22 protein-coding genes and 1 rRNA gene are annotated in these 19590 nt (G+C 66.3%); 11 read left to right on the top strand and 12 right to left on the bottom strand.

Features of this window, described 5'->3' with window-relative positions; all coding sequences use genetic code 11:
* The 4 genes from rrf to HZI36_RS24085 form a co-directional block, all read left to right on the top strand.
* Positions 1-84, top strand: a 5S ribosomal RNA gene (gene rrf / locus HZI36_RS27570); the annotation flags it as partial.
* A gap of 129 nt (positions 85-213) precedes the next feature.
* Positions 214-618, top strand: coding sequence for a Cu(I)-responsive transcriptional regulator (gene cueR, locus HZI36_RS24075; RefSeq protein ID WP_179405184.1), 405 nt, complete (start codon positions 214-216; stop codon positions 616-618).
* 217 nt (positions 619-835) lie between these two features.
* The gene (locus HZI36_RS24080) at positions 836-982 is read left to right on the top strand and encodes a DUF3563 family protein (protein ID WP_179405185.1); all 147 of its coding nucleotides are present in this window, start codon (positions 836-838) and stop codon (positions 980-982) included.
* A gap of 184 nt (positions 983-1166) precedes the next feature.
* The gene (locus HZI36_RS24085; protein ID WP_425485295.1) at positions 1167-1469 is read left to right on the top strand and encodes a hypothetical protein; all 303 of its coding nucleotides are present in this window, start codon (positions 1167-1169) and stop codon (positions 1467-1469) included.
* An 11-nt stretch (positions 1470-1480) separates the two neighbouring features.
* On the opposite strand, the gene HZI36_RS24090 is transcribed toward HZI36_RS24085, so the two are convergent.
* Both HZI36_RS24090 and HZI36_RS24095 read right to left on the bottom strand, forming a co-directional pair.
* Entirely contained in the window at positions 1481-2326 is an 846-nt protein-coding gene (locus HZI36_RS24090) for a 23S rRNA (adenine(2030)-N(6))-methyltransferase RlmJ (protein WP_179405187.1), read from the bottom strand.
* 191 nt (positions 2327-2517) lie between these two features.
* Positions 2518-3717: an amino acid aminotransferase gene (locus HZI36_RS24095; RefSeq protein WP_179405188.1), complete on the bottom strand. Its 1200-nt coding sequence runs from the start codon at positions 3715-3717 to the stop codon at positions 2518-2520.
* Between the two features lie 197 nt (positions 3718-3914).
* Between HZI36_RS24095 and uvrB the strand changes: the two genes are divergently transcribed.
* The 6 genes from uvrB (at position 3915) to HZI36_RS24125 (ending at position 9861) form a co-directional block, all read left to right on the top strand.
* Positions 3915-6005: an excinuclease ABC subunit UvrB gene (gene uvrB, locus HZI36_RS24100; protein WP_179405189.1), complete on the top strand. Its 2091-nt coding sequence runs from the start codon at positions 3915-3917 to the stop codon at positions 6003-6005.
* 158 nt (positions 6006-6163) lie between these two features.
* Entirely contained in the window at positions 6164-6715 is a 552-nt protein-coding gene (locus tag HZI36_RS24105) for an iron transporter (protein ID WP_179405190.1), read from the top strand.
* A 58-nt stretch (positions 6716-6773) separates the two neighbouring features.
* Positions 6774-7106: a cupredoxin domain-containing protein gene (locus tag HZI36_RS24110; RefSeq protein WP_179405191.1), complete on the top strand. Its 333-nt coding sequence runs from the start codon at positions 6774-6776 to the stop codon at positions 7104-7106.
* Positions 7107-7158: 52 nt separating this feature from the next.
* Complete coding sequence (locus tag HZI36_RS24115) at positions 7159-8001, top strand: FTR1 family iron permease (protein WP_179405192.1); 843 nt, start codon at positions 7159-7161, stop codon at positions 7999-8001.
* Positions 7998-9404: a 4Fe-4S binding protein gene (locus HZI36_RS24120; RefSeq protein ID WP_179405193.1), complete on the top strand. Its 1407-nt coding sequence runs from the start codon at positions 7998-8000 to the stop codon at positions 9402-9404. The genes HZI36_RS24115 and HZI36_RS24120 overlap by 4 nt, the downstream gene beginning before the upstream one ends.
* A 52-nt stretch (positions 9405-9456) precedes the next feature.
* Positions 9457-9861, top strand: coding sequence for a GlcG/HbpS family heme-binding protein (locus HZI36_RS24125; RefSeq protein WP_179405194.1), 405 nt, complete (start codon positions 9457-9459; stop codon positions 9859-9861).
* Positions 9862-10086: 225 nt separating this feature from the next.
* Here the strand turns inward: HZI36_RS24125 and hemP are convergent, their stop codons facing one another.
* The 3 genes from hemP to HZI36_RS24140 all read right to left on the bottom strand — a co-directional run bounded on the left by hemP (position 10087) and on the right by HZI36_RS24140 (position 11945).
* Positions 10087-10335, bottom strand: a complete 249-nt coding sequence (gene hemP, locus HZI36_RS24130) for a hemin uptake protein HemP (protein ID WP_179405195.1) — start codon at positions 10333-10335, stop codon at positions 10087-10089.
* A gap of 138 nt (positions 10336-10473) precedes the next feature.
* Positions 10474-10956 carry an SRPBCC family protein gene (locus HZI36_RS24135; RefSeq protein ID WP_179405196.1) on the bottom strand — a complete coding sequence of 161 codons (483 nt, stop codon included), beginning with the start codon at positions 10954-10956 and terminating at the stop codon, positions 10474-10476.
* 116 nt (positions 10957-11072) lie between these two features.
* Positions 11073-11945: a pirin family protein gene (locus HZI36_RS24140; RefSeq protein ID WP_179405197.1), complete on the bottom strand. Its 873-nt coding sequence runs from the start codon at positions 11943-11945 to the stop codon at positions 11073-11075.
* 122 nt (positions 11946-12067) lie between these two features.
* Here HZI36_RS24140 and HZI36_RS24145 point away from each other — a divergent pair, with 122 nt between their 5' ends.
* Positions 12068-13042, top strand: coding sequence for a LysR family transcriptional regulator (locus tag HZI36_RS24145; protein WP_179405198.1), 975 nt, complete (start codon positions 12068-12070; stop codon positions 13040-13042).
* Positions 13043-13392: 350 nt separating this feature from the next.
* Here HZI36_RS24145 and HZI36_RS24150 read toward each other — a convergent pair whose 3' ends face one another.
* From HZI36_RS24150 to HZI36_RS24180, 7 genes are all read right to left on the bottom strand, one after another.
* Positions 13393-13815: an ExbD/TolR family protein gene (locus HZI36_RS24150; RefSeq protein WP_179405199.1), complete on the bottom strand. Its 423-nt coding sequence runs from the start codon at positions 13813-13815 to the stop codon at positions 13393-13395.
* A gap of 16 nt (positions 13816-13831) precedes the next feature.
* Positions 13832-14587, bottom strand: a complete 756-nt coding sequence (locus HZI36_RS24155) for a MotA/TolQ/ExbB proton channel family protein (RefSeq protein ID WP_179405200.1) — start codon at positions 14585-14587, stop codon at positions 13832-13834.
* A gap of 38 nt (positions 14588-14625) precedes the next feature.
* Positions 14626-15405: an energy transducer TonB gene (locus tag HZI36_RS24160; protein ID WP_179405201.1), complete on the bottom strand. Its 780-nt coding sequence runs from the start codon at positions 15403-15405 to the stop codon at positions 14626-14628.
* 262 nt (positions 15406-15667) lie between these two features.
* Positions 15668-15904: a (2Fe-2S)-binding protein gene (locus HZI36_RS24165; protein WP_179405202.1), complete on the bottom strand. Its 237-nt coding sequence runs from the start codon at positions 15902-15904 to the stop codon at positions 15668-15670.
* A 127-nt stretch (positions 15905-16031) separates the two neighbouring features.
* Positions 16032-16904 (bottom strand): glutamate racemase, encoded by an 873-nt coding sequence (gene murI / locus HZI36_RS24170; RefSeq protein WP_179405203.1) that lies wholly within the window; start codon positions 16902-16904, stop codon positions 16032-16034.
* 123 nt (positions 16905-17027) lie between these two features.
* Positions 17028-17504 (bottom strand): bacterioferritin, encoded by a 477-nt coding sequence (bfr, locus tag HZI36_RS24175; protein ID WP_179405204.1) that lies wholly within the window; start codon positions 17502-17504, stop codon positions 17028-17030.
* 181 nt (positions 17505-17685) lie between these two features.
* The gene (locus HZI36_RS24180; protein WP_179405205.1) at positions 17686-19209 is read right to left on the bottom strand and encodes a fumarate hydratase; all 1524 of its coding nucleotides are present in this window, start codon (positions 19207-19209) and stop codon (positions 17686-17688) included.
* Positions 19210-19590: the final 381 nt, after the last annotated feature.

The raw sequence follows: 19590 nt of genomic DNA on the forward strand, positions 1-19590 counted from the left end.
CTTCCCATCCCGAACAGGACCGTGAAACGACTCTACGCCGATGATAGTGCGGATTGCCCGTGTGAAAGTAGGTAATCGTCAGGCTCCCCTTACTGAAAAACCCCCGCCCAACCGGCGGGGGTTTTTTGCTTTGGCGGCGCGGAACAAGCCACCTCGCTTCATTTGTTACGATCGAACTCGCAGTCACGACAGATCAGCGGGAGAGGGCATGCAATGAATATCGGCCATGCGTCGCGCGAGTCCGGGGTCAGCGCGAAAATGATCCGCTACTACGAGGAGGTCGGCCTTCTGGCGCCCACTCGACGCAGCGATGCCGGATACCGGGTCTACGGCACCGACGAAATTCACACCTTGCGCTTCATCCGCCAGGCACGGCGCCTCGGCTTCCTCGTCGAGGACATCCGCAAGCTGCTGGCACTCTGGCAGGATCGGTCGCGCGCCAGCGCGGAGGTGAAATCGATCGCGCTCGAGCATGTCGCCGAACTCGACAAGCGTATCGCCGAGCTGACCGTCATGCGCAACACGCTCGCCGCCCTGGCGACGCACTGTCATGGCGACGAACGTCCGGACTGCCCCATCCTGGCGCGTCTTGCCGACACCGACGATGACCCGGAATAGTGCGTCACCTCGACGCACCAGATGCATCCATTTTGGAAAGATAAATAAAATCAACGACTTCCATGGTGCGGGAAATCTCACATTCCAATTTGGAATGACGAGCATGCCTCTTTTTCACTGGCGCTGCGGTGCAGCATCGCTATAATCAGGGATAACCCTATACGGGAAACCCCTGTAAGTGATGAGCCAGGGATCTTCCCCCTCCTTGGAGAAAGTCATGATCGCCTATATCGTCGAAAAGCTGAGCAACTGGTTCGAATCCGCAGAGCGTGAGCGTCGCGAAGCCTATCTGGCCGCTTCGTCGGACGTCGTCCAGCTCGAGAAGCGCATCCGCTCGCTCGAAACCAACGGCTACTCGCTGTAAGCAAAGCCGTCGACGGGCGCCGCATGGTGCCCGCACAAGCATCAGCCCCGCTCGGTCGGGGCTTTGTCTTTTGTGAGTCAGATCTGGATGGTCCGGCGCGGTCGCGTTATGGTATCGGCTGATTCTCCATTCGAAAGGCAAGATCATGCGCTTGCGCGTCGATGAAGTTGGTGCCGTTTCCGCCATGCGCGCCGCCGTGGTGGGCATGCTGCTCGGGTGTGCGATGGCCGGTTACGCCGAAGCCCAGTCGCAGCCGCTGATTCTCGATACCCAGCAGGGCATTCGCGACGGGAAGGGCGGCCTGCTGCTGCAAACCGCGCCGCTGTCGCACGAGCCGATCGTCGAGCCGGCGCACCCGCGAACGCCCGCTGGGCAGGCATCGAACACGTCGATGCCGATCTATATCGTGCCGACCATCAAGATTCCCGGATCGAACGCAACGTCGTCAGGGCAGTCTCAGTCGCCTCCCCAGCCGCGTCAGCCGTAGGCCGCAGGCGCTCAGTTGCCGCGGTATTCGATGCCGAAACGCGCGCCCGAGTCCTGCGCGAGCGTTTCGGCGAGATACGGCAGCGTTTCCTTCATGCTCTCCGCGAGCGTATACGGCGGGTTCAGGATGAACATCCCGCTGCCATACAGACCCAGCCCACCTTCCGGCGGATTCGACACCGTCAGCGTCACGTGCAGCCAGTTGTTCGGCTGCAACCGCTTCAGTTGCTCAGGGAAACGCTGCGATTCGGCACGTTCGACCTGCGGATACCAGATCGCATAACATCCGGTCGCGAATCGCTTCAGGCATTCCGTCGCGCACGTAAGCGTGCGCGCATAGTCCTTCTTGTCCTCGTACGACGGATCGATCAGCACGAGTGCGCGGCGCGGCGCCGGCGGCAGCAGCGCCTTGATTCCGTCGAAGCCGTCACCCGAAAAGATCATCGCGCGGTGGCCCGCGTCGCGGAAATTGTGGCGCAGCACGTCGATCTCGGTGCTGTGCAGTTCGAACAGGCGCATCCGGTCCTGCTCGCGCATCAGCCGCCATGCGATGTACGGCGATCCCGGGTAGAAACGCAACTCGCCGTCGCCGTTCAGCGCGCGCACTTCGTCGACGTACTCGGCCAGTGCCGGCGGCAGACGCTTTTCTTCCCAAAGGCGGCCGATGCCGGTGTCGAATTCGGATGTCTTCGCCGCGTAGCCGTCGTGCAGCGAGTACACGCCGGCGCCGGCGTGCGTGTCGATGTACCAGTACGCCTTGTCCTTCTTGTTCAGGTAGCGCAGCAGTTGGACGACGACGGCGTGCTTGAGCACGTCCGCATGATTGCCGGCGTGAAAACCGTGGCGATAGCTGAGCATGGCGGGCGTTGGCGAGAGTGGATCGATGAATGCGCGCCGATCGCGCGTGCGGCGGTGCGGCCGCGTATTGTACGCGACACGCGCGGCGCATAAAAAAGCGCGCTCCGAAGAGCGCGCTTTCGTGACTCAGCGTGGCCGGACGGGCAGGGCCGGGGCGGCCATCACCGCCCACCGTGCACCGTGGTGACGGCTTACTTCAGCACGGTCGCGACCGCGTTCGCGACGACGTCGAGGTTGCGCGTGTTCAGCGCTGCGACGCAGATCCGGCCGGTGCTGACCGCGTAGATGCCGAACTCTTCGCGCAGGCGGTCGACTTGCGCCGACGTCAGGCCCGAGTACGAGAACATCCCGCGTTGCGCGTTGATGAAGCTGAAATCGCGATCGACGCCGCTCGCCTTCAGGCGCTCGACGAGGCCGTTGCGCATCGCGCGGATGCGGTCGCGCATTTCGCCGAGCTCCTGCACCCACGAAGCGTGCAGCTCCGGCGACGCGAGCACCGCCGACACGATCGCGCCGCCGTGCGTCGGCGGGTTCGAGTAGTTGGTGCGGATCACGCGCTTCAGTTGCGACAGCACGCGCGCCGCTTCGTCCTTGCTCGACGTGATGATCGACAGCGCGCCGACGCGCTCGCCGTACAGCGAGAACGACTTCGAGAACGACGACGACACGAACGCGTTCAGGTCGGCCGCCGCGAACAGGCGCACCGCCGCCGCGTCCGCTTCGATGCTCTCGCCGAAGCCCTGGTAGGCGATGTCGAGGAACGGCACGAGGTTGCGCGCCTTCACGACGTCGACGATCTGCTGCCATTGTGCGTCGGTCAGATCGACGCCGGTCGGGTTGTGGCAGCACGCGTGCAGCACGACGATCGTGCCCGCCGCGTAGCCGTTCAGTGCCGCCAGCATGCCGTCGAAGTTCACGCCGTTCGTCGCCGCGTCGTAGTACGGATACGCGAGCACGTCGAAACCGGCCGCTTCGAACAGCGCGCGGTGGTTTTCCCAGCTCGGATCGCTGATCGCGACCTTCGCGTTCGGATTCACGGTGCGCAGGAAGTCCGCACCGATCTTCAGCGCGCCCGTGCCGCCCAGCGCCTGCGCGGTGACCACGCGGCCCGCGGCGATCAGCGGGGAATCGTTGCCGAGCAGCAGCTTCTGCACGGCGGCGTCGTACGCGGCGATGCCGTCGATCGGCAGGTAGCCGCGCGGCAGGCCCGCTTCGACACGCACCTTCTCCGCTTCGCGCACCGCGCGCAGCAGCGGAATCTTGCCGTCTTCGTTCGTGTAGACGCCGACGCCGAGATTGACCTTGGTCGAGCGGGTGTCGGCGTTGAAGGCTTCGTTGAGGCCCAGGATCGGATCGCGGGGCGCAAGCTGGACAGCGGAGAAGAGCGACATGATGGTTCGGCAGTAGTAAAAATAGGGTCGGGCTTTCATCCGGCGGGGTGCGGCGGATCGCGCGTGACGCACGTGCCGGAGAGCGCAGCAGCTCGCTATTGTAGCGAATTCGCGAGGGATTTCGTCGGGAGCCGGCAGCAGTCCGCGAACGCGCGAAGCGCTAAAATGCCCTTTTGCTTTCACCGGCCTTCGTCTCCATGTCCGAACATCACGCCGAAGTCGGCGACGCGCTCGACGAATCGAAATTCGCGACCTTCGACGGGTCGCCGTTCCAGCTCTATCAGCCATATCCGCCCGCCGGCGACCAGCCGACCGCGATCGAGACGCTCGTCGAAGGGATCGGCGACGGCCTGTCGTTCCAGACGCTGCTCGGCGTCACCGGCTCGGGCAAGACCTTCACGATGGCGAACACGATCGCGCGGCTCGGCCGCCCGGCGATCGTGTTCGCGCCGAACAAGACGCTCGCCGCGCAGCTCTATTCGGAGTTCCGCGAGTTCTTTCCGCGCAACGCGGTCGAGTACTTCGTGTCGTACTACGATTACTACCAGCCGGAAGCGTACGTGCCGCAGCGCGACCTGTTCATCGAGAAGGACTCGTCGATCAACGAGCACATCGAGCAGATGCGGCTGTCGGCGACGAAGAGCCTGATGGAGCGGCGCGACGTCGTGATCGTCGCGACCGTGTCGGCGATCTACGGCATTGGCAATCCGTCCGAATATCACCAGATGATCCTGACGCTGCGCACGGGCGACAAGATCGGCCAGCGCGACGTGATCGCGCGGCTGATCGCGATGCAATACACGCGCAACGAGCAGGACTTCCAGCGCGGCACGTTCCGCGTGCGCGGCGACACGATCGACATCTTTCCGGCCGAGCACGCGGAGATGGCGGTGCGCGTCGAGCTGTTCGACGACGAAGTCGACGCGCTGCAGCTGTTCGATCCGCTGACGGGCCGCGTGCGGCAGAAGATCGCCCGCTTCACCGTGTATCCGTCGTCGCACTACGTGACGCCGCGCGACACCGTGATGCGCGCGGTCGAGACGATCAAGGACGAACTGCGCGAGCGGCTCGAGTTCTTCCATCGCGACAGCAAGCTCGTCGAGGCGCAGCGACTCGAGCAGCGCACGCGCTTCGATCTCGAGATGCTGCAGGAGCTCGGCTTCTGCAAGGGGATCGAGAACTATTCGCGGCACTTTTCGGGCGCCGCGCCCGGCGAGCCGCCGCCGACGCTCGTCGACTATCTGCCGACCGACGCGCTGATGTTCCTCGACGAATCGCACGTGCTGATCGGCCAGCTGAACGGGATGTACAACGGCGACCGCGCGCGCAAGGAGAACCTCGTCGATTACGGCTTCCGGCTGCCGTCCGCGCTCGACAACCGGCCGCTCAAGTTTCCCGAGTTCGAGCGCAAGATGCGCCAGGTCGTGTTCGTGTCCGCGACGCCGGCCGACTACGAGCAGCGCGTGTCGGGGCAGGTCGCCGAGCAGGTCGTGCGGCCGACGGGCCTCGTCGATCCGGAGATCGAGGTGCGGCCCGCGAACTCGCAGGTCGACGACGTGCTCGCCGAGATCAACGAGCGCGTGAAGGCCGGCGAGCGCGTGCTGATCACCGTGCTGACGAAGCGGATGGCCGAGCAGCTGACCGAGTTCCTCGCCGATCACGGCGTGAAGGTTCGCTATCTGCATAGCGACATCGACACGGTCGAGCGCGTCGAGATCATCCGCGATCTGCGGCTCGGCACGTTCGACGTGCTGGTCGGGATCAACCTGCTGCGCGAGGGGCTCGACATTCCGGAGGTGTCCCTCGTCGCGATCCTCGACGCGGACAAGGAAGGCTTCCTGCGCGCGGAGCGCTCGCTGATCCAGACGATCGGCCGCGCGGCGCGCAACGTGAACGGCAAGGCGCTGCTGTACGCGGACAGGATGACCGACTCGATGAAGCGCGCGATCGGCGAGACCGAGCGCCGCCGCGCGAAGCAGATCGCGCACAACGCGGCGCTCGGCATCACGCCGCGCGGCGTCGTGAAGCGGATCAAGGACATCATCGACGGCGTCTACAACGCGGACGACGCGCGCGCAGAGCTCAAGGAGGCGCAGCAGCGCGCGAAGTTCGAGGACATGTCCGAGAAGCAGATCGCGAAGGAGATCAAGCGCCTCGAGAAGCAGATGACCGATTTCGCGAAGAACCTCGAGTTCGAGAAGGCCGCGCAGGCGCGCGATCAGCTCGCGCTGCTGCGCGAGCGCGTGTTCGGCGCGAACGTCGGCGATCACGTGGAAGGCGCGCGGTAAGCGCGCCGGCTTTCAATTACCACTTTGTCCGCCTTTCAGTTCAGTGGTACACTCCCGCCATGTATTGAGAATTGTTCGCATTAGCGTTATTCGTCGTTTTCGCGTTGGCGGGCATGCAGCCCGGCAGCGCGTTTGTCAGAGAAAAAGAAGGAGTGTCCATGTTGCGTTCTTCGTTGATCCGCACGTCGGTTGCGGTGGCGGCGGCAATGGCCGCGATGGCGGCGTCGGCGGCCGAATATCCGATCGGCAAGCATCAGATCCAGGGCGGGATGGAAGTCGGCGCGGTTTATCTGCAGCCGATCACGATGGATCCGGAAGGGATGATGCGCAAGGCATCGGATTCGGATATCCATCTCGAGGCCGACATCCACGCGGTCAAGAACAACCCGACCGGCTTCGCGGAAGGCGACTGGATGCCGTACCTGCAGGTCGGCTACAAGCTGACGAAGCAGGGCGACCCGAAGTGGAAGGCCGAGGGCGATCTGATGGGCATGGTCGCGAGCGACGGCCCGCATTACGGCGACAACGTGAAGCTCGCCGGCCCCGGCAAATATCACCTGACGTTGACGGTCAAGCAGCCGATGCAGGCGGGCCACATGGCGTTCGGCCGCCACGTCGACAAGGAAACGGGCGTCGGCCAGTGGTTCAAGCCGATCACGCTCGAATACGACTTCCCGTTCGCCGGCATCGGCAAGAAGGGCGGTTACTGACCGATCGGACCCCGGACGGCGCGCGTGTTTCGGCGCGCCGTCATTGCAGAGAGCCAGCATGACATTTTCCAAAGCATTCGCCGCCGCGGCCGCCGCGCTGATGGTCGCCGGCGCCGCGCACGCGGCCGATCTGCCGACGTTCAGGCTCGAGATGGCGGACGGCAAGCTCAATCCGGCCCGTATCGAGGTGCCGGCCGGCCAGCGCTTCAAGATCGAGATCCGGAACGCCGGCAAGGGCGCGGCCGAGTTCGAGAGCGTGCAGTTGCGCAAGGAGAAGGTGCTCGCGCCGGGTGCGGAGTCGTTCGTCGTGGTCGCGCCGCTGTCGCCGGGCGAATACAAGTTTTTCGACGATTTCCACCAGCAGGCGCAGGGCGTGATCGTCGCGAAGTAACACGGTTTTTCGGCGCGCGGGCGTTGGCGCCGCGCGCCTGGGAGAAGGTTCGATGGGTCAGATCTTGTTCATCGTCTGGCGGGAGAGCGTCGAGGCGCTGCTCGTCGTCGGCATTCTCTATGCGTGGCTGAAGAACGGCGACGGCGACGCGCGGCGGGGCCTCCCGTATCTGTGGGCCGGCGTCGGGACGGGCCTGCTGATGGCCGTCGGGCTCGGCGCGGCGCTCGTCGGCTTCACCGAGGTGCTGTCCGGCGACGCGCAGGACTACTTCCAGACCGCGATGGTGCTGATCGCGTGCGTGCTGATCGTGCAGATGGTGCTGTGGATGCGCCGGCACGGCCGCACGCTGAAGCGCGACATGGAGCAGTCGCTGCAGCAGAGCACGCGCGATGCCAATTGGTGGGGTGTCGCGGTGCTCGTCGCGCTCGCGATCGCGCGCGAAGGCAGCGAGACGGTGATCTTCCTGTACGGCCTCGGCTTCGGCCAGTCGGGCCATGTCGGCGCGAGTCAGATGCTCGCGGTCGCGATCGGCCTCGGCCTCGCGTTCCTGACGTTCTACGTGCTGCAGCTCGGCGGCCGGTTCTTCTCGTGGCGCCACTTCTTCCGCGTGACCGAAGTGATGCTGCTGTTCCTCGGCGCGGGCCTGTTCCAGAGCGGCGTCGACAAACTGCTCGACAAGGAGATCCTGCCGCTCGGCATCGCGCAGGTGTGGGATACGTCGTGGCTGCTCGACGATTCCGGCACGTTCGGCTCGCTCGTCGCGTCGCTGACCGGCTATCGTGCGCATCCGGCGCTCGCGAACCTGGTCGCGTACGCGGCGTACTGGGCGATCGTCCGGCTGCTGATGAAGCGCGCGACGCGGCGTCCGGCCGTGACGGCGGGGCGCGCGGCATGAGTGCCGTCATCGGCGCCGGGCCGGGCCGGCCCGGTCGGCTCGCGCAGGCGGGCCGGTGGATGCAGCGCCATGGCGCGCTGATTCGCGGAGTCCAGTGGGTCGTCGTGGCCGTCTATGCGTTCCTGATCGTCGTGCCGGCGCTGATGCCGCTGCCGGACGATTCCGCGCATCTGTGGAGCAACCTGACGCTCGCCGCCGAATTCGTGTTCTGGGGTATCTGGTGGCCGTTCGTGCTGCTGTCGATGGTGCTGATGGGGCGCGTGTGGTGCGGTGTGCTGTGCCCGGAAGGCGCGCTCGCCGAGTACGCGAGCAAATTCGGCCGCGGCCGCGCGATTCCGCGCTGGATGCGCTGGGGCGGCTGGCCGTTCGTCGCGTTCGGGATCACGACGATCTACGGGCAGATGGTCAGCGTCTACCAGTATCCACGTGCGGTGCTGCTCGTGCTCGGCGGCTCGACCGCCGCCGCGATCGTGATCGGCCTGCTGTACGGCCGCGAGAAGCGCGTGTGGTGCAAGTATCTGTGCCCGGTCAACGGCGTGTTCGCGCTGCTCGCGCGCCTGGCGCCGATGCGCTACCAGGTCGACGAGGCGGCGTGGCGCCGCTCGTACAAGCAGGGCGAGCGCGGCCATCGCGTGATTCCGATCAACTGCGCGCCGCTCGTGCCGCTGCGCAGCATGAAGGGCGCGGCCGAATGCCACATGTGCGGCCGCTGCAGCGGGCATCGCGACGCGATCGAGCTGACGTGGCGCTCGCCGTCCGAGGAGGTCGTGCAGCTCGGCGCGCAGCAGGCGAGCCCGTGGGACACCGCGCTGATCCTCTACGGCCTGCTCGGGGTCGCGATCGGCGCGTTCCACTGGACCGTTAGCCCGTGGTTCGTGCAGATCAAGCAGGCGGTCGCCGGCTGGCTGATCGATCGCGACGTCACATGGCCGCTCAACACGAACGTGCCGTGGTTCCTGCTCACGCACTATCCGGACCGCAACGACGTGTTCTCGTGGCTCGACGGCGCGCTCGTCGTCGGCTACATCATCGGCACGGGGCTCGTGTACGGCACCGCGCTGTTCGCGCTGCTGGCCGGCGCGACCGCGATGCTCGGTCGCTTTGACCGCGTGCGGCTCCATCATCTCGCACAGGCGCTGATCCCGATCGCGGGCGCGGGCGTGTTCCTCGGGCTGTCGGCGACGACGCTGTCGCTGCTGCGCGCCGAGCACGTGCCGCTCGGCTGGGCGGCGGATGTGCGGATCGCGATCCTCGCCGGTGCGAACGCGTGGAGCGCGTGGCTCGCGTGGCAGGTCGCCGGGCGCTATGCGGCACTGCCGCGCCGGCTTGCCGCGTTCGCGTGGTTCGCTGCCGCGCTCGCGGTGATCGACAGCGCATGGTGGCTGATGTTCTGGGGTTTCTGACTCGGCGCTATCATGATGGCCGTTGATGCTTCGCGTGAGCGGGAGGATGCCGATGAAGATGAAACCTGTGCTGACGAGTGACGACGTGAAGACGATGGCCGCGGCCGCCGAAACGCACGCGGCCGCGAACCACTGGGCGGTGACGATCGCGATTCTCGACGACGGCGCACATCTGCTGCATCTGCACCGGATGGACGGCGCGGCGCCGAGCACGGTCGAGATGGCGCTCGCGAAGGGCCGCACCGCGGCGCTCGGGCGCCGCGAAAGCAAAGCGTACGAAGAGATCGTGCTGCAAGGGCGCGTATCGTTCCTGAGCTCGCCGCTCGCGGGCCTCGTCGAAGGGGGCGTGCCGATCGTCGTCGACGGCGAGACCGTCGGATCGATCGGCGTATCCGGCGTGAAGTCGGAGCAGGACTCCGCGATCGCGCGCGCGGGCATCGCCGCGCTGAAGGGCTGACGCCGCCCGGTGTCGGCGACACGATTTACGTGCAGCGAAATGAAAAAGCGGCACGTCGTCGGACGTGCCGCTTTAGTCTTTCTGCGAGAACCAAAAAAGTGGCTTGGCTTGCAGTAACGGCTGCTTGAGTGTGATTGCACGAAGGGGTCTAGATCTCGCGTGCAAGCCGTTACGCTGGCTAATGCCGAACACCCCTCATGGAGGTGGTCCCCACAATACCCGGTACTACTTCGTCAGAATCAGCTTGCCGAGCCGCGTCGCGCGAAGTTGATAAGTCTCGCCGTTGTGCGCGATGCTGACGTGGCTGCGGCCCTGCAGCAGCGCGTCGCTCGCGACGGTCCGAGTGCCTGCGTCCTGGCCCGGTTGCGCGGGCTTGGCCGGCGTCGTGACCGCCGCCGTCTTCTGGCGGGAGCCTGCCGGCGCGCCGGCGGAGCGGCGCAAGGTCAGCGTGGTCGAGCGCATGATGTCGGTCATTCGATGGATCAGGTGTCATTGATGCGATGGAATGATATTAAATGAGAATCATTATTGTTCGCAATGATTCTTTATCGATGGAAGGGTCGGGCTCGATAGGGAAAAGCGAACGGACGGCCACGGTGGCCGCCCGTGCGATCAGTGCAGCGGATTTGGATCCTGGCGGCCCTGCGCATATTCGCGGATCAGCCGCACGGTGTCGATGTCCGACGTCCGGTACGCTTCCTTGACGATCTCGTGCGTCTGCCGCGCTTCCTCGCTGTCGTCGGTAACCGCGAGCGTCGTCCGGTACTCGAAGCGCAGGAACAGCTCGCGCTCCCCGCGCTCCTCGATCGTCATCGTCAGCGAGCCGCCGATTTCGCCGTCGGCCGCATGGATGTCGTAGCGCACCTGCTGGTTCGGCGTGAACGTCACGCGGTCGCGTACGGTCGCGCTGCCGTAGTGCAGCTCACGCTCGAGCATCGTGTCGGTCCGCTCGCGCACGATGCAGCTGTCGAGCCCGATTACGAAGAGTTGCGGCTGCTCGGCGCGCAGCACCAAGCCTTGCCACAACTGTTCGCGGGTCAGCGTGGGCAGGGCGGGATCGTCGGCGTTGATCTGGATCAGGTGTTCGAAATTCAAGGGGTTCAGTCCTTCTGGCGGCGCGCGGCCGCGGGATTCAGGCCACTATTGTGACGCAAATCGCCACGCCTATCAGGCCGAAATCAGGCCGCGATCGTGCCGAGATCGCGTCGAGATCAGTCCGGAATGCGACCCATGCGACCTGCCTGATAGTCGGCGACAGCCGTCCGGATCTCGTCCTCGGTGTTCATCACGAACGGCCCGTAGCGGACGATCGGTTCGTTCAAGGGCACGCCGCCGATCAGCAGCAGATCGAGCGGTGCGTCGCCGGCGGCGAACGTGACGGTGTCGCCGTCGTCACCGTAGATCACCATGTGACGCGGCTCGACCGGCTGCCGCCCGGGGCCGTAGAAGCCGGCGCCGTCGATCGGATACGCGAACACGCGAAAGCCCGCCGGCACCGACTGCGTGACGACCGCGTGCGGCGCGAGCGTGAAATGCTGATAGAGGATCGGCGTGCGCGTCTCGATCGCGGCCTGCACGCCGAACGCTTCGCCCGCGATCACCTTCACGCGTGCGCGGCCGTCCGGCGACGTCGCGGTCGGAATCCGCTCGCCGGCGATCTCCTGGTAGCGCGGCGCGATCAGCTTGTCGCGCCGCGGCAGGTTGACCCACAGCTGGAAGCCGTGCGAGCGCCCGCCCGCCGCCGCGAACTCGGGGTCGGGCATCTCGCTGTGCACGACGCCGGCGCCGGCCGTCATCCATTGCACGTCGCCGGGGGTGAGCGTGCCCGCATGGCCGGCGGAATCGCAGTGCCTGAAGCGGCCGTCGAGCGCGTACGTGACGGTCTCGAAGCCGCGATGCGGATGCGCGGGCGCGCCCTTCGCCTCGCCGGGGCCGTATTCGACCGGGCCCATCTCGTCGAGCAGCAGGAATGGATCGAAGTCCATCAGCAGCCGGGTCGGAAACGGCCGGTGGACGATGAAGCCGCCGCCTTCGGTCGTGCGAAGCGCGGGGACGATGCGGCCAAGCGTGCGATCGGTTGTCATGCGGGAAGCCCTCGGAAAATGCGACTAGCGTCATTTTTGAAACGTACGGCTATTATATTGGGCAGTTCGCCGGCTGAATTGGCGCGGTCCGCAATGGATTGTTCTGTTATTGGAACGATGAGATGAGTATCGATGCGCACAACCTGAACGACCTGATGTACTTCTCGCAGGTCGTCGAGCACGGCGGCTTTTCGGCCGCCGAACGCGTGCTCGGGATATCGAAGTCGCGTCTGTCCCGGCGCCTGACCGAGCTCGAGGCGTCGGTCGGGGTGCGGCTGTTGCAGCGCTCGACGCGCAAGCTCGCGTTGACCGAGGCGGGGCAACTGTTCTATCAGCATTGCCAGGCGATGCTCGCCGAGGCGCAGGCCGCGATGAACGCGGTGCAGCAGCTGCGCTCGGCGCCGCGCGGGTCGGTGCGGGTCAGCGTGCCGGTCACGCTGTCGCAGACGATGCTGTCGCGGATCCTGCCCGAGTTCCTGCGACGCTATCCGGAAGTGAAGGTGCATATTCACGTGACGAATCGCGTGATCGACCTGTTCGAGGATTCGATCGACGTCGCGCTGCGCGTGCGCTCGGAGCCACCGCAGAACGCGAACATCGTCGTGCGGCCGCTGTGGCGCACCGAGCAGATGCTGGTCGGTGCGCCGAGCCTGCTGAACCAGAACGCGCCGCCGCTCGTACCCGACGATCTCGAGGGCTTCGAGACGCTCGACACGCCGAGCCTCGACGGCCGGCACGTGTTCAACCTGATCGCGCCCGACGGCACCCGCCATGTGCACGAACACGATCCGCGCCTCGTGACCGCCGACCTGATGACGATCCGCGAGGCGGTGCTCGACGGCCTCGGCATCGCGGCGCTGCCGGAGATGATGTACGGCAACGCGCTGCGCGCCGGGCAGCTTTCACCGGTGATGCCCGGCTGGACGCTGCCGGTGCCGCAGCTCTATGCGGTGTTCGTGTCGCGACAGGGGATGCCGCCCGCGGTGCGCGCGTTCGTCGACTATCTGGTCGAGAAGCTCGACCAGGGCGAATACGAGCAGCAGTCGTGCCCTGAGCGCGGGAAGGAGAACGCCGCGTGGAACGAGGCCGCCGAGTGACTATCACAAACCGGCTCGCGTCATATTTGTTTTGTCATTGAAGCGTCGTCTGCAATCATAAGTTTCAATCGGCAAACGCTTGAATGCGCGCGCGGGGAGGCCTATATTGAAATCCCATTTCGCGAAGGAAGTTCTGAGCGGAAACAGGTGGCCGCATATGTTGCGAGCCAGATAGGGCAGAGCGCGTAGTCCGTGCAGACCACGGCAAATCGCATTTGCGTTGCTCCGAGGCGCAGCCGATAGTGCCGAAGAGCCCGCCGCCCGAAGGCGCCCGCGTGCGCACGAAAAAAGGCCTTCATCTGGCGATGAAGGCCTTTTACTTTGTCGCGCGGTTGGCGTGTATCCGCGCGCTATTTCGCGTTCGGCGCGGTCACGAAGCCGAGCTTCGTGAGGCCGCCCGCCTGCGCATCCGACATCACCTCGGCCACGCGTTCGTATGCGACCTTGCGGTCCGCGCGCAGATGCAGCTCGGGCGCCGGCGTGCGCTGCGCGGCTTGCGCGATGCGCGCCTGCAACTCCGCACGCGTGACCGCGCGATCGTTCCACAGCAGCGTGCCGTCGCCCTCGATCGCGACATCGATCGTCTGTGGCTTGTCGTCGGCCGGCTGGCTGCTCGCGTGCGGCAGGTCGATCTTTACCGCATGATGCATGGCCGGAATCGTCACCAGAAAAATGATCAGGAGTACCAGCATGACGTCGACGAGCGGCGTCATGTTGATCTCGTTCATCAGGCCGTCGTCTTCGTCGTCGCTGAAGCCGGGATTCATCGCCATCGTGGGCCTCCTTCGCTCAGTTCGCGCGCGCGGCGAGACGCAGGCCGTCGCGCTGCGTCGACGACGCGAGCCGCGCGCCGGTCACGAAGTACGCATGCAGCCCGTGCGCGAAGCGGCGCAGCTTGCTGACGATGCCCTTGTTCGCGCGCGTGAGCGCGTTGTAGCCGAGCACCGCCGGAATCGCGACGAACAGGCCGAACGCGGTCATGATCAGCGATTCGCCGACCGGGCCCGCGACCTGATCGATCGACGTCTGGCCGGTTGCGCCGATCACGAGCAGCGCGTGATAGATGCCCCAGACCGTGCCGAACAGCCCGACGAACGGCGCGGTGCTGCCGATCGACGCGAGGATCGCGAGGCCGCTCTGCATCCGTGCGACGCCGTCGTCCATCGCGTCCTTCAGGCAGCGGGTGATCCAGTCCGACACGTCCATCCGGTCGTGCAGATGCGGTTGCGTCTGATGGTGATGGTCGGCCGCTTCCTTGCCGGCGAGCGCGAGCGCGAGGAACGGATTGTCGCCCGCGGCGGCGCTCGACGCGCGCTCGGACGCCGACGTGGCGGGGCCGAGCTTGCGGATGCCGTCGTCGAAGTCGTCCGAGTGCCAGAATGCCCGCTCGGCGTCGCGCGTGAGGCGCTTCAGGCGGATCACGTTCCAGCCCTTGATCACGATGACCATCCACGACAGAACCGACATCGTGAAGAGCGCGATCGCGATCGCGCGCGTGACGACATCACCTTGCGCCCAGACGTGCGCGATACCGTAGCTTTGCATGCTTGTTCTTCCTGTTGAATCTTCCGGATGAGGCGGAGTTAATCGTCGAACGTGAAGCGGTAGGGTTGCGTGTGCGCCGCGCGGATCGGCTGGCCGTTCTCGACGTACGGCTCGCACGTCGACGCGTGCATCGCGGCGAGCGCGGCGTCGTCGAGGCGCGTGTAGCCGCTCGACTTCTGCAGTTCGATGCTTTCGATCTTGCCCGTCACGCCGATCACGAAATGCACGTAGGCGACGCCCGTTTCATCACGGCGACGCGATATCAGCGGATAGACCGGCTTAGCGAGACTGCATTCCAGCGTGGCGACGTTCTTCGGCGCGCCGGCTTCCATCGTCGGGCGTGACGGACCGGCTGCGGCCGGTGGCGCGGCCGACGGCATCGCGGCGGCAGGCGGCGTGGCCGGTGCCGGTGCGGTGGACGGCGCGGGCGTCGGGGTCGGCATGGCCGGTGGCGGCGCCGGGCGGGTGACGCTGGGCGCTGGTGTCGGCATTGGCATTGGCGTCGGCGTCCGTTCGGCCTTCGGCTGGACTTTCGGCTGAGCGCGCGGCGGCGCCGGTTTCGACGGCGCCGGCTGCGGGATCGAGCGTGCGGCGGCGGACCGAACGGCGGGCGGAGCAGCCGGCTCGGGCGCGAGCAACTGTACGCTGATCGAGCGGACCGCGACGGGCTTGGGCGGCGACGTGTCGTGCGCGAGCAGGACCGCCGCGATCAGCAGCGTGTGCGCGGCGAGCACGGCCGCCGCCGTGACGATCACGCGACGACGGATGCGGGAAACGGCCGGCCAGGTGCCGGCTGGAGCGGAATTCGAGGCCTGCATGCTAGGTTGGGAGGGCGGCGCCGCGCGCGGCGCCCGACCGGGAACGTGACATCACTTGCGAAAGATTAGCAACGAGATGCACACGGTGGTAACGAATCCGATCAGTAATTCCATGACGGGCTCCTTGACGACGGAAACCGCTGGCTTGCGCTGATATCGGCTTGCTGACGGGATGAAACGGAAGACGCGATCGACGCCGCGCGAAACGAACGATGCGGCGCGCGATGTGGGCGCGATGTGAGGCGAAGCGGGGCCGATGTGCTCAGGCCGCCTTGCGCTCGTAGAACGACACCGGGATCGGGTGCGCGTGATGCTCGACGCCGCAGCGGCTCGCACAGACGCCGTGCTCGGCCATCAGATCGCGGACCGACTCCTCGCACTTGCCGCAGCAGCTGGCGACCCCGAGCTCGAACTGGAGCTCGTCGAAGCTGTTCACGCCTTCCGAGAGGGACGCGCGAATCTTGCGGTCGGAAACGGACTTGCACACGCAGACGATCATGATGAATTGCGATAGCTAACGTTAATGCGAATTATTATCATTAAATTCGATCGCAATGACAAGCGCGATTCCGGGTTTTTTGTAACAAAACCAGGTGCTTGGAAGGGTTATCCGCCGGCGGGCGGCGTCAGGCGTCCGCCGTGTGTGGCGAAGAAATGGTGACGGATTCGACCGGCGCGTCGAGGCCGAGCAGCGCCGACGCGAGCGCGCGCAACTGGCGGCCGTCGCTCGTCGAGCATAAGCGCGGCGGCGCGGCGGGGCCGGGCGCGCGCAGTCCGCTCGCGTCGAGCACGCGCGAGAGCTGGCGCGCGATCGCGTCGCTCGTGTCGACGATCGCGAGCCGATCGCCGACGAGCTCGCGGATCGCCGCCGCGAAGAACGGGTAGTGGGTGCAGCCGAGCACGAGCGTGTCGGCGCCCGCGTCGAGCATCGGTTCGAGATAGCGCGTGAGTAGCGCGCGCAGCGCGGCGGAGCCGGTGTCGCCGCTTTCGACCGCTTCGACGAGTCCGTGCCCGGGCTGGCAGACGAAGCGGCAGTCGTCGCCGTAGCGGTCGAGCAGCGACTGGAAGCGCGCGCTCGCGAGCGTCGCTTGTGTCGCGAGCACGCCGATCGCGCGGCTCGCCGACTGCTGGACCGCCGGCTTGATCCCCGGCTCGACGCCGACGAGCGGAATCGCGAGCCGCTCGCGGACGACCGCGATCGACTGCGCGGTCGCGGTGTTGCACGCGACGACGAGCGCCTTCGCGCCCCGTTGCGCGAGCCACTCGCCGATCGCGAGCGTGCGTTCGGTGATGAACGCCTGGTCGCGCGGGCCGTATGGCGCGTGGCGCGAATCGGCGACGTAGACAAACGATTCGTCGGGCAGATGCGCGCGCACGGCGCGCAGCACCGACAGCCCGCCGAGCCCCGAATCGAAGATGCCGATCGGCGCGGCCGGCTTAGGTGCGGCCGGCTCAGGTGCGACCGGCTTAGGCGCGGCCGGCTCAGGTGCGGCCGGCATAGGCGTGGCCGCCTCCGGCGCGCCCGGCGTGGGCGCGTCCGTGCCAGGCGCGGCGCCGGGCGCGAGCGGAAGCGGCATCGTCGTGCGGGGATTCGGGCGAACGGCGGATCGACGACGGCGGCGTTACTCGGCCGAGCCCATCATCGATTGCAGATAGTTCTGGATGCCGACCTTGCCGATCAGGTCGAGCTGCGTTTCGAGCCAGTCGATGTGCTCTTCGGTGTCGTCGAGGATCGTCTCGAAGATCTCGCGCGACACGTAGTCGCGCACCGACTCGCAGTACGCGATCGCTTCCTTGCAGGTCGCCTGCGAGCCCTGTTCGAGCTTCAGGTCGCACTTCAGGATTTCCTCGGTTTCCTCACCGACGAGCAGCTTGTGCAGATCCTGCAGGTTCGGCAGGCCGTCGAGCATGAACACGCGCTCGATCAGCAGATCGGCGTGCTTCATCTCGCCGATCGATTCGTCGTACTCGTGCTTGCCGAGCTTGGCGAGCCCCCAGTGCTTGTACATGCGGGCATGCAGGAAGTATTGGTTGATCGCGGTCAGCTCGTTCTTCAGCTGCGCGTTCAGATATTCGATGACTTTCTTGTCGCCTTGCATGGCTGTTCCTTCTTCAATGGGGCTGCAGATTCCGAACGATAAACGCACGGGCCGGAATTGCCAAGTTTCGCGCCGACGCGGCGCCCGGGGCGCCGCCGCGCGCGCCGGAAGCAAAAAGGCCGGATTCGCACCCGGCCTTCCAGGATCGCGCGAGCGCGCGCGAATTTACGTGAACGCGCGATCAGGCCGCGGCGACCGGGATCTTGCCGATCTTCGCCTGCCACTCCTTCGGGCCCGTCTGGTGCACCGACGTGCCCGACGAATCGACCGCGACCGTGACCGGCATGTCCTTCACGTCGAACTCGTAGATCGCTTCCATCCCGAGATCCTCGAACGCGAGCACCTTCGCGCCGCGGATCGCCTTCGACACCAGGTACGCGGCGCCGCCGACCGCCATCAGGTACGCCGCCTTGTGCTTGCGGATCGCGTCGATCGCGACCGGGCCGCGCTCCGCCTTGCCGATCATCGAGATCAGGCCCGTCTGCGCGAGCATCGTCTCGGTGAACTTGTCCATCCGCGTCGCGGTCGTCGGGCCGGCCGGGCCGACCACTTCGTCACGCACCGGATCGACCGGGCCGACGTAGTAGATCACGCGGTTCGTGAAGTCGACCGGCAGCTTTTCGCCCTTCGCGAGCATGTCGGCGATCCGCTTGTGCGCGGCGTCGCGGCCCGTCAGCATCTTGCCCGACAGCAGCAGCGTCTGGCCCGGCGCCCAGCTCGCGACTTCTTCCGGCGTCAGCGTGTTCAGGTCGACGCGCTTGCTCGTTTCCGTGTTCGGCTCCCACTGGACCTTCGGCCATGCGTCCAGCGACGGCGCCTCGAGCTTCGCGATACCCGAGCCGTCGAGCGTGAAGTGCGCGTGGCGCGTCGCCGCGCAGTTCGGGATGATCGCGATCGGCTTGCTCGCCGCGTGCGTCGGCGCGGCCATGATCTTCACGTCGAGCACGGTCGCGAGGCCGCCCAGGCCCTGCGCGCCGATGCCGAGCGCGTTGACCTTTTCGTACAGCTCGACGCGCAGCTCCTCGACCCAGTCCTGCGGGCCGCGCGCGATGATGTCCTGGATGTCGATCGGATCCATCAGCGATTCCTTCGCCATCACCATCGCCTTCTCGGCGGTGCCGCCGATGCCGATCCCGAGCATCCCCGGCGGGCACCAGCCGGCGCCCATCGTCGGCACGGTCTTGAGGATCCAGTCGACGATCGAATCCGACGGGTTCAGCATCGCGAACTTCGACTTGTTCTCCGAGCCGCCGCCCTTCGCGGCGACCTGCACGTCGACGGTGTCGCCCGGCCCGATCTCGTAGTGGATCACGGCCGGCGTGTTGTCCTTCGTGTTCTTGCGCGCGCCTTCCGGCGGATTCACGATCGATGCGCGCAGCACGTTGTCCGGATGCGTGTAGCCGCGGCGCACGCCTTCGTTGATCATGTCGGTCACGCTCATCGTCGCGCCGTCCCAGCGCACGTCCATCCCGACCTTCACGAACACCGTGACGATGCCGGTGTCCTGGCAGATCGGCCGCCGGCCTTCCGCGCACATGCGGCTGTTCGTCAGGATCTGCGCGATCGCGTCCTTCGCGGCCGGGCTCTGTTCGAGCGCGTACGCGCGGCCGAGCGCCTGGATGTAGTCGAGCGGATGGTAGTAGCTGATGTACTGCAGCGAATCCGCGATGCTCTGGATCAGGTCTTCCTGTTTGATGACGGTCATGGCTGAGACTCTGTGGGGACAGTGGGGAATGAACTCCGGCGGGTCACGCCGGCGTGCGGGACGCTTGGGCCGGCGCCTGCGTCTCGTGGAAATGCTCGGGGTGCGTGTGCGTCGAATCGACCCGGATAGTGCGGCGCCTGCAGCCAGCGGTTCATGACGATCGGCGACGGAAGCGGACGCATCGGGCGGCCGGGGCGGCCGGCGCGGGCGTGCGGATCGGGCGGCAAATCGGTCGATGAAACGGACATGATGGCGGGCGGGCGCGGGCGGATATCGGGATAGGGCGGGATCGAGCAGGAAAGCGCGTTATTGTAACGCGTCGGCCGCCGCGCCGCGCCGCGCCCGGGAGCGCGTGAGGGCCGGATTGGCGCGATGCGGCCT

Source organism: Burkholderia guangdongensis (genome assembly GCF_013403875.1).
In the GTDB taxonomy this organism is placed as follows: domain Bacteria; phylum Pseudomonadota; class Gammaproteobacteria; order Burkholderiales; family Burkholderiaceae; genus Burkholderia; species Burkholderia guangdongensis.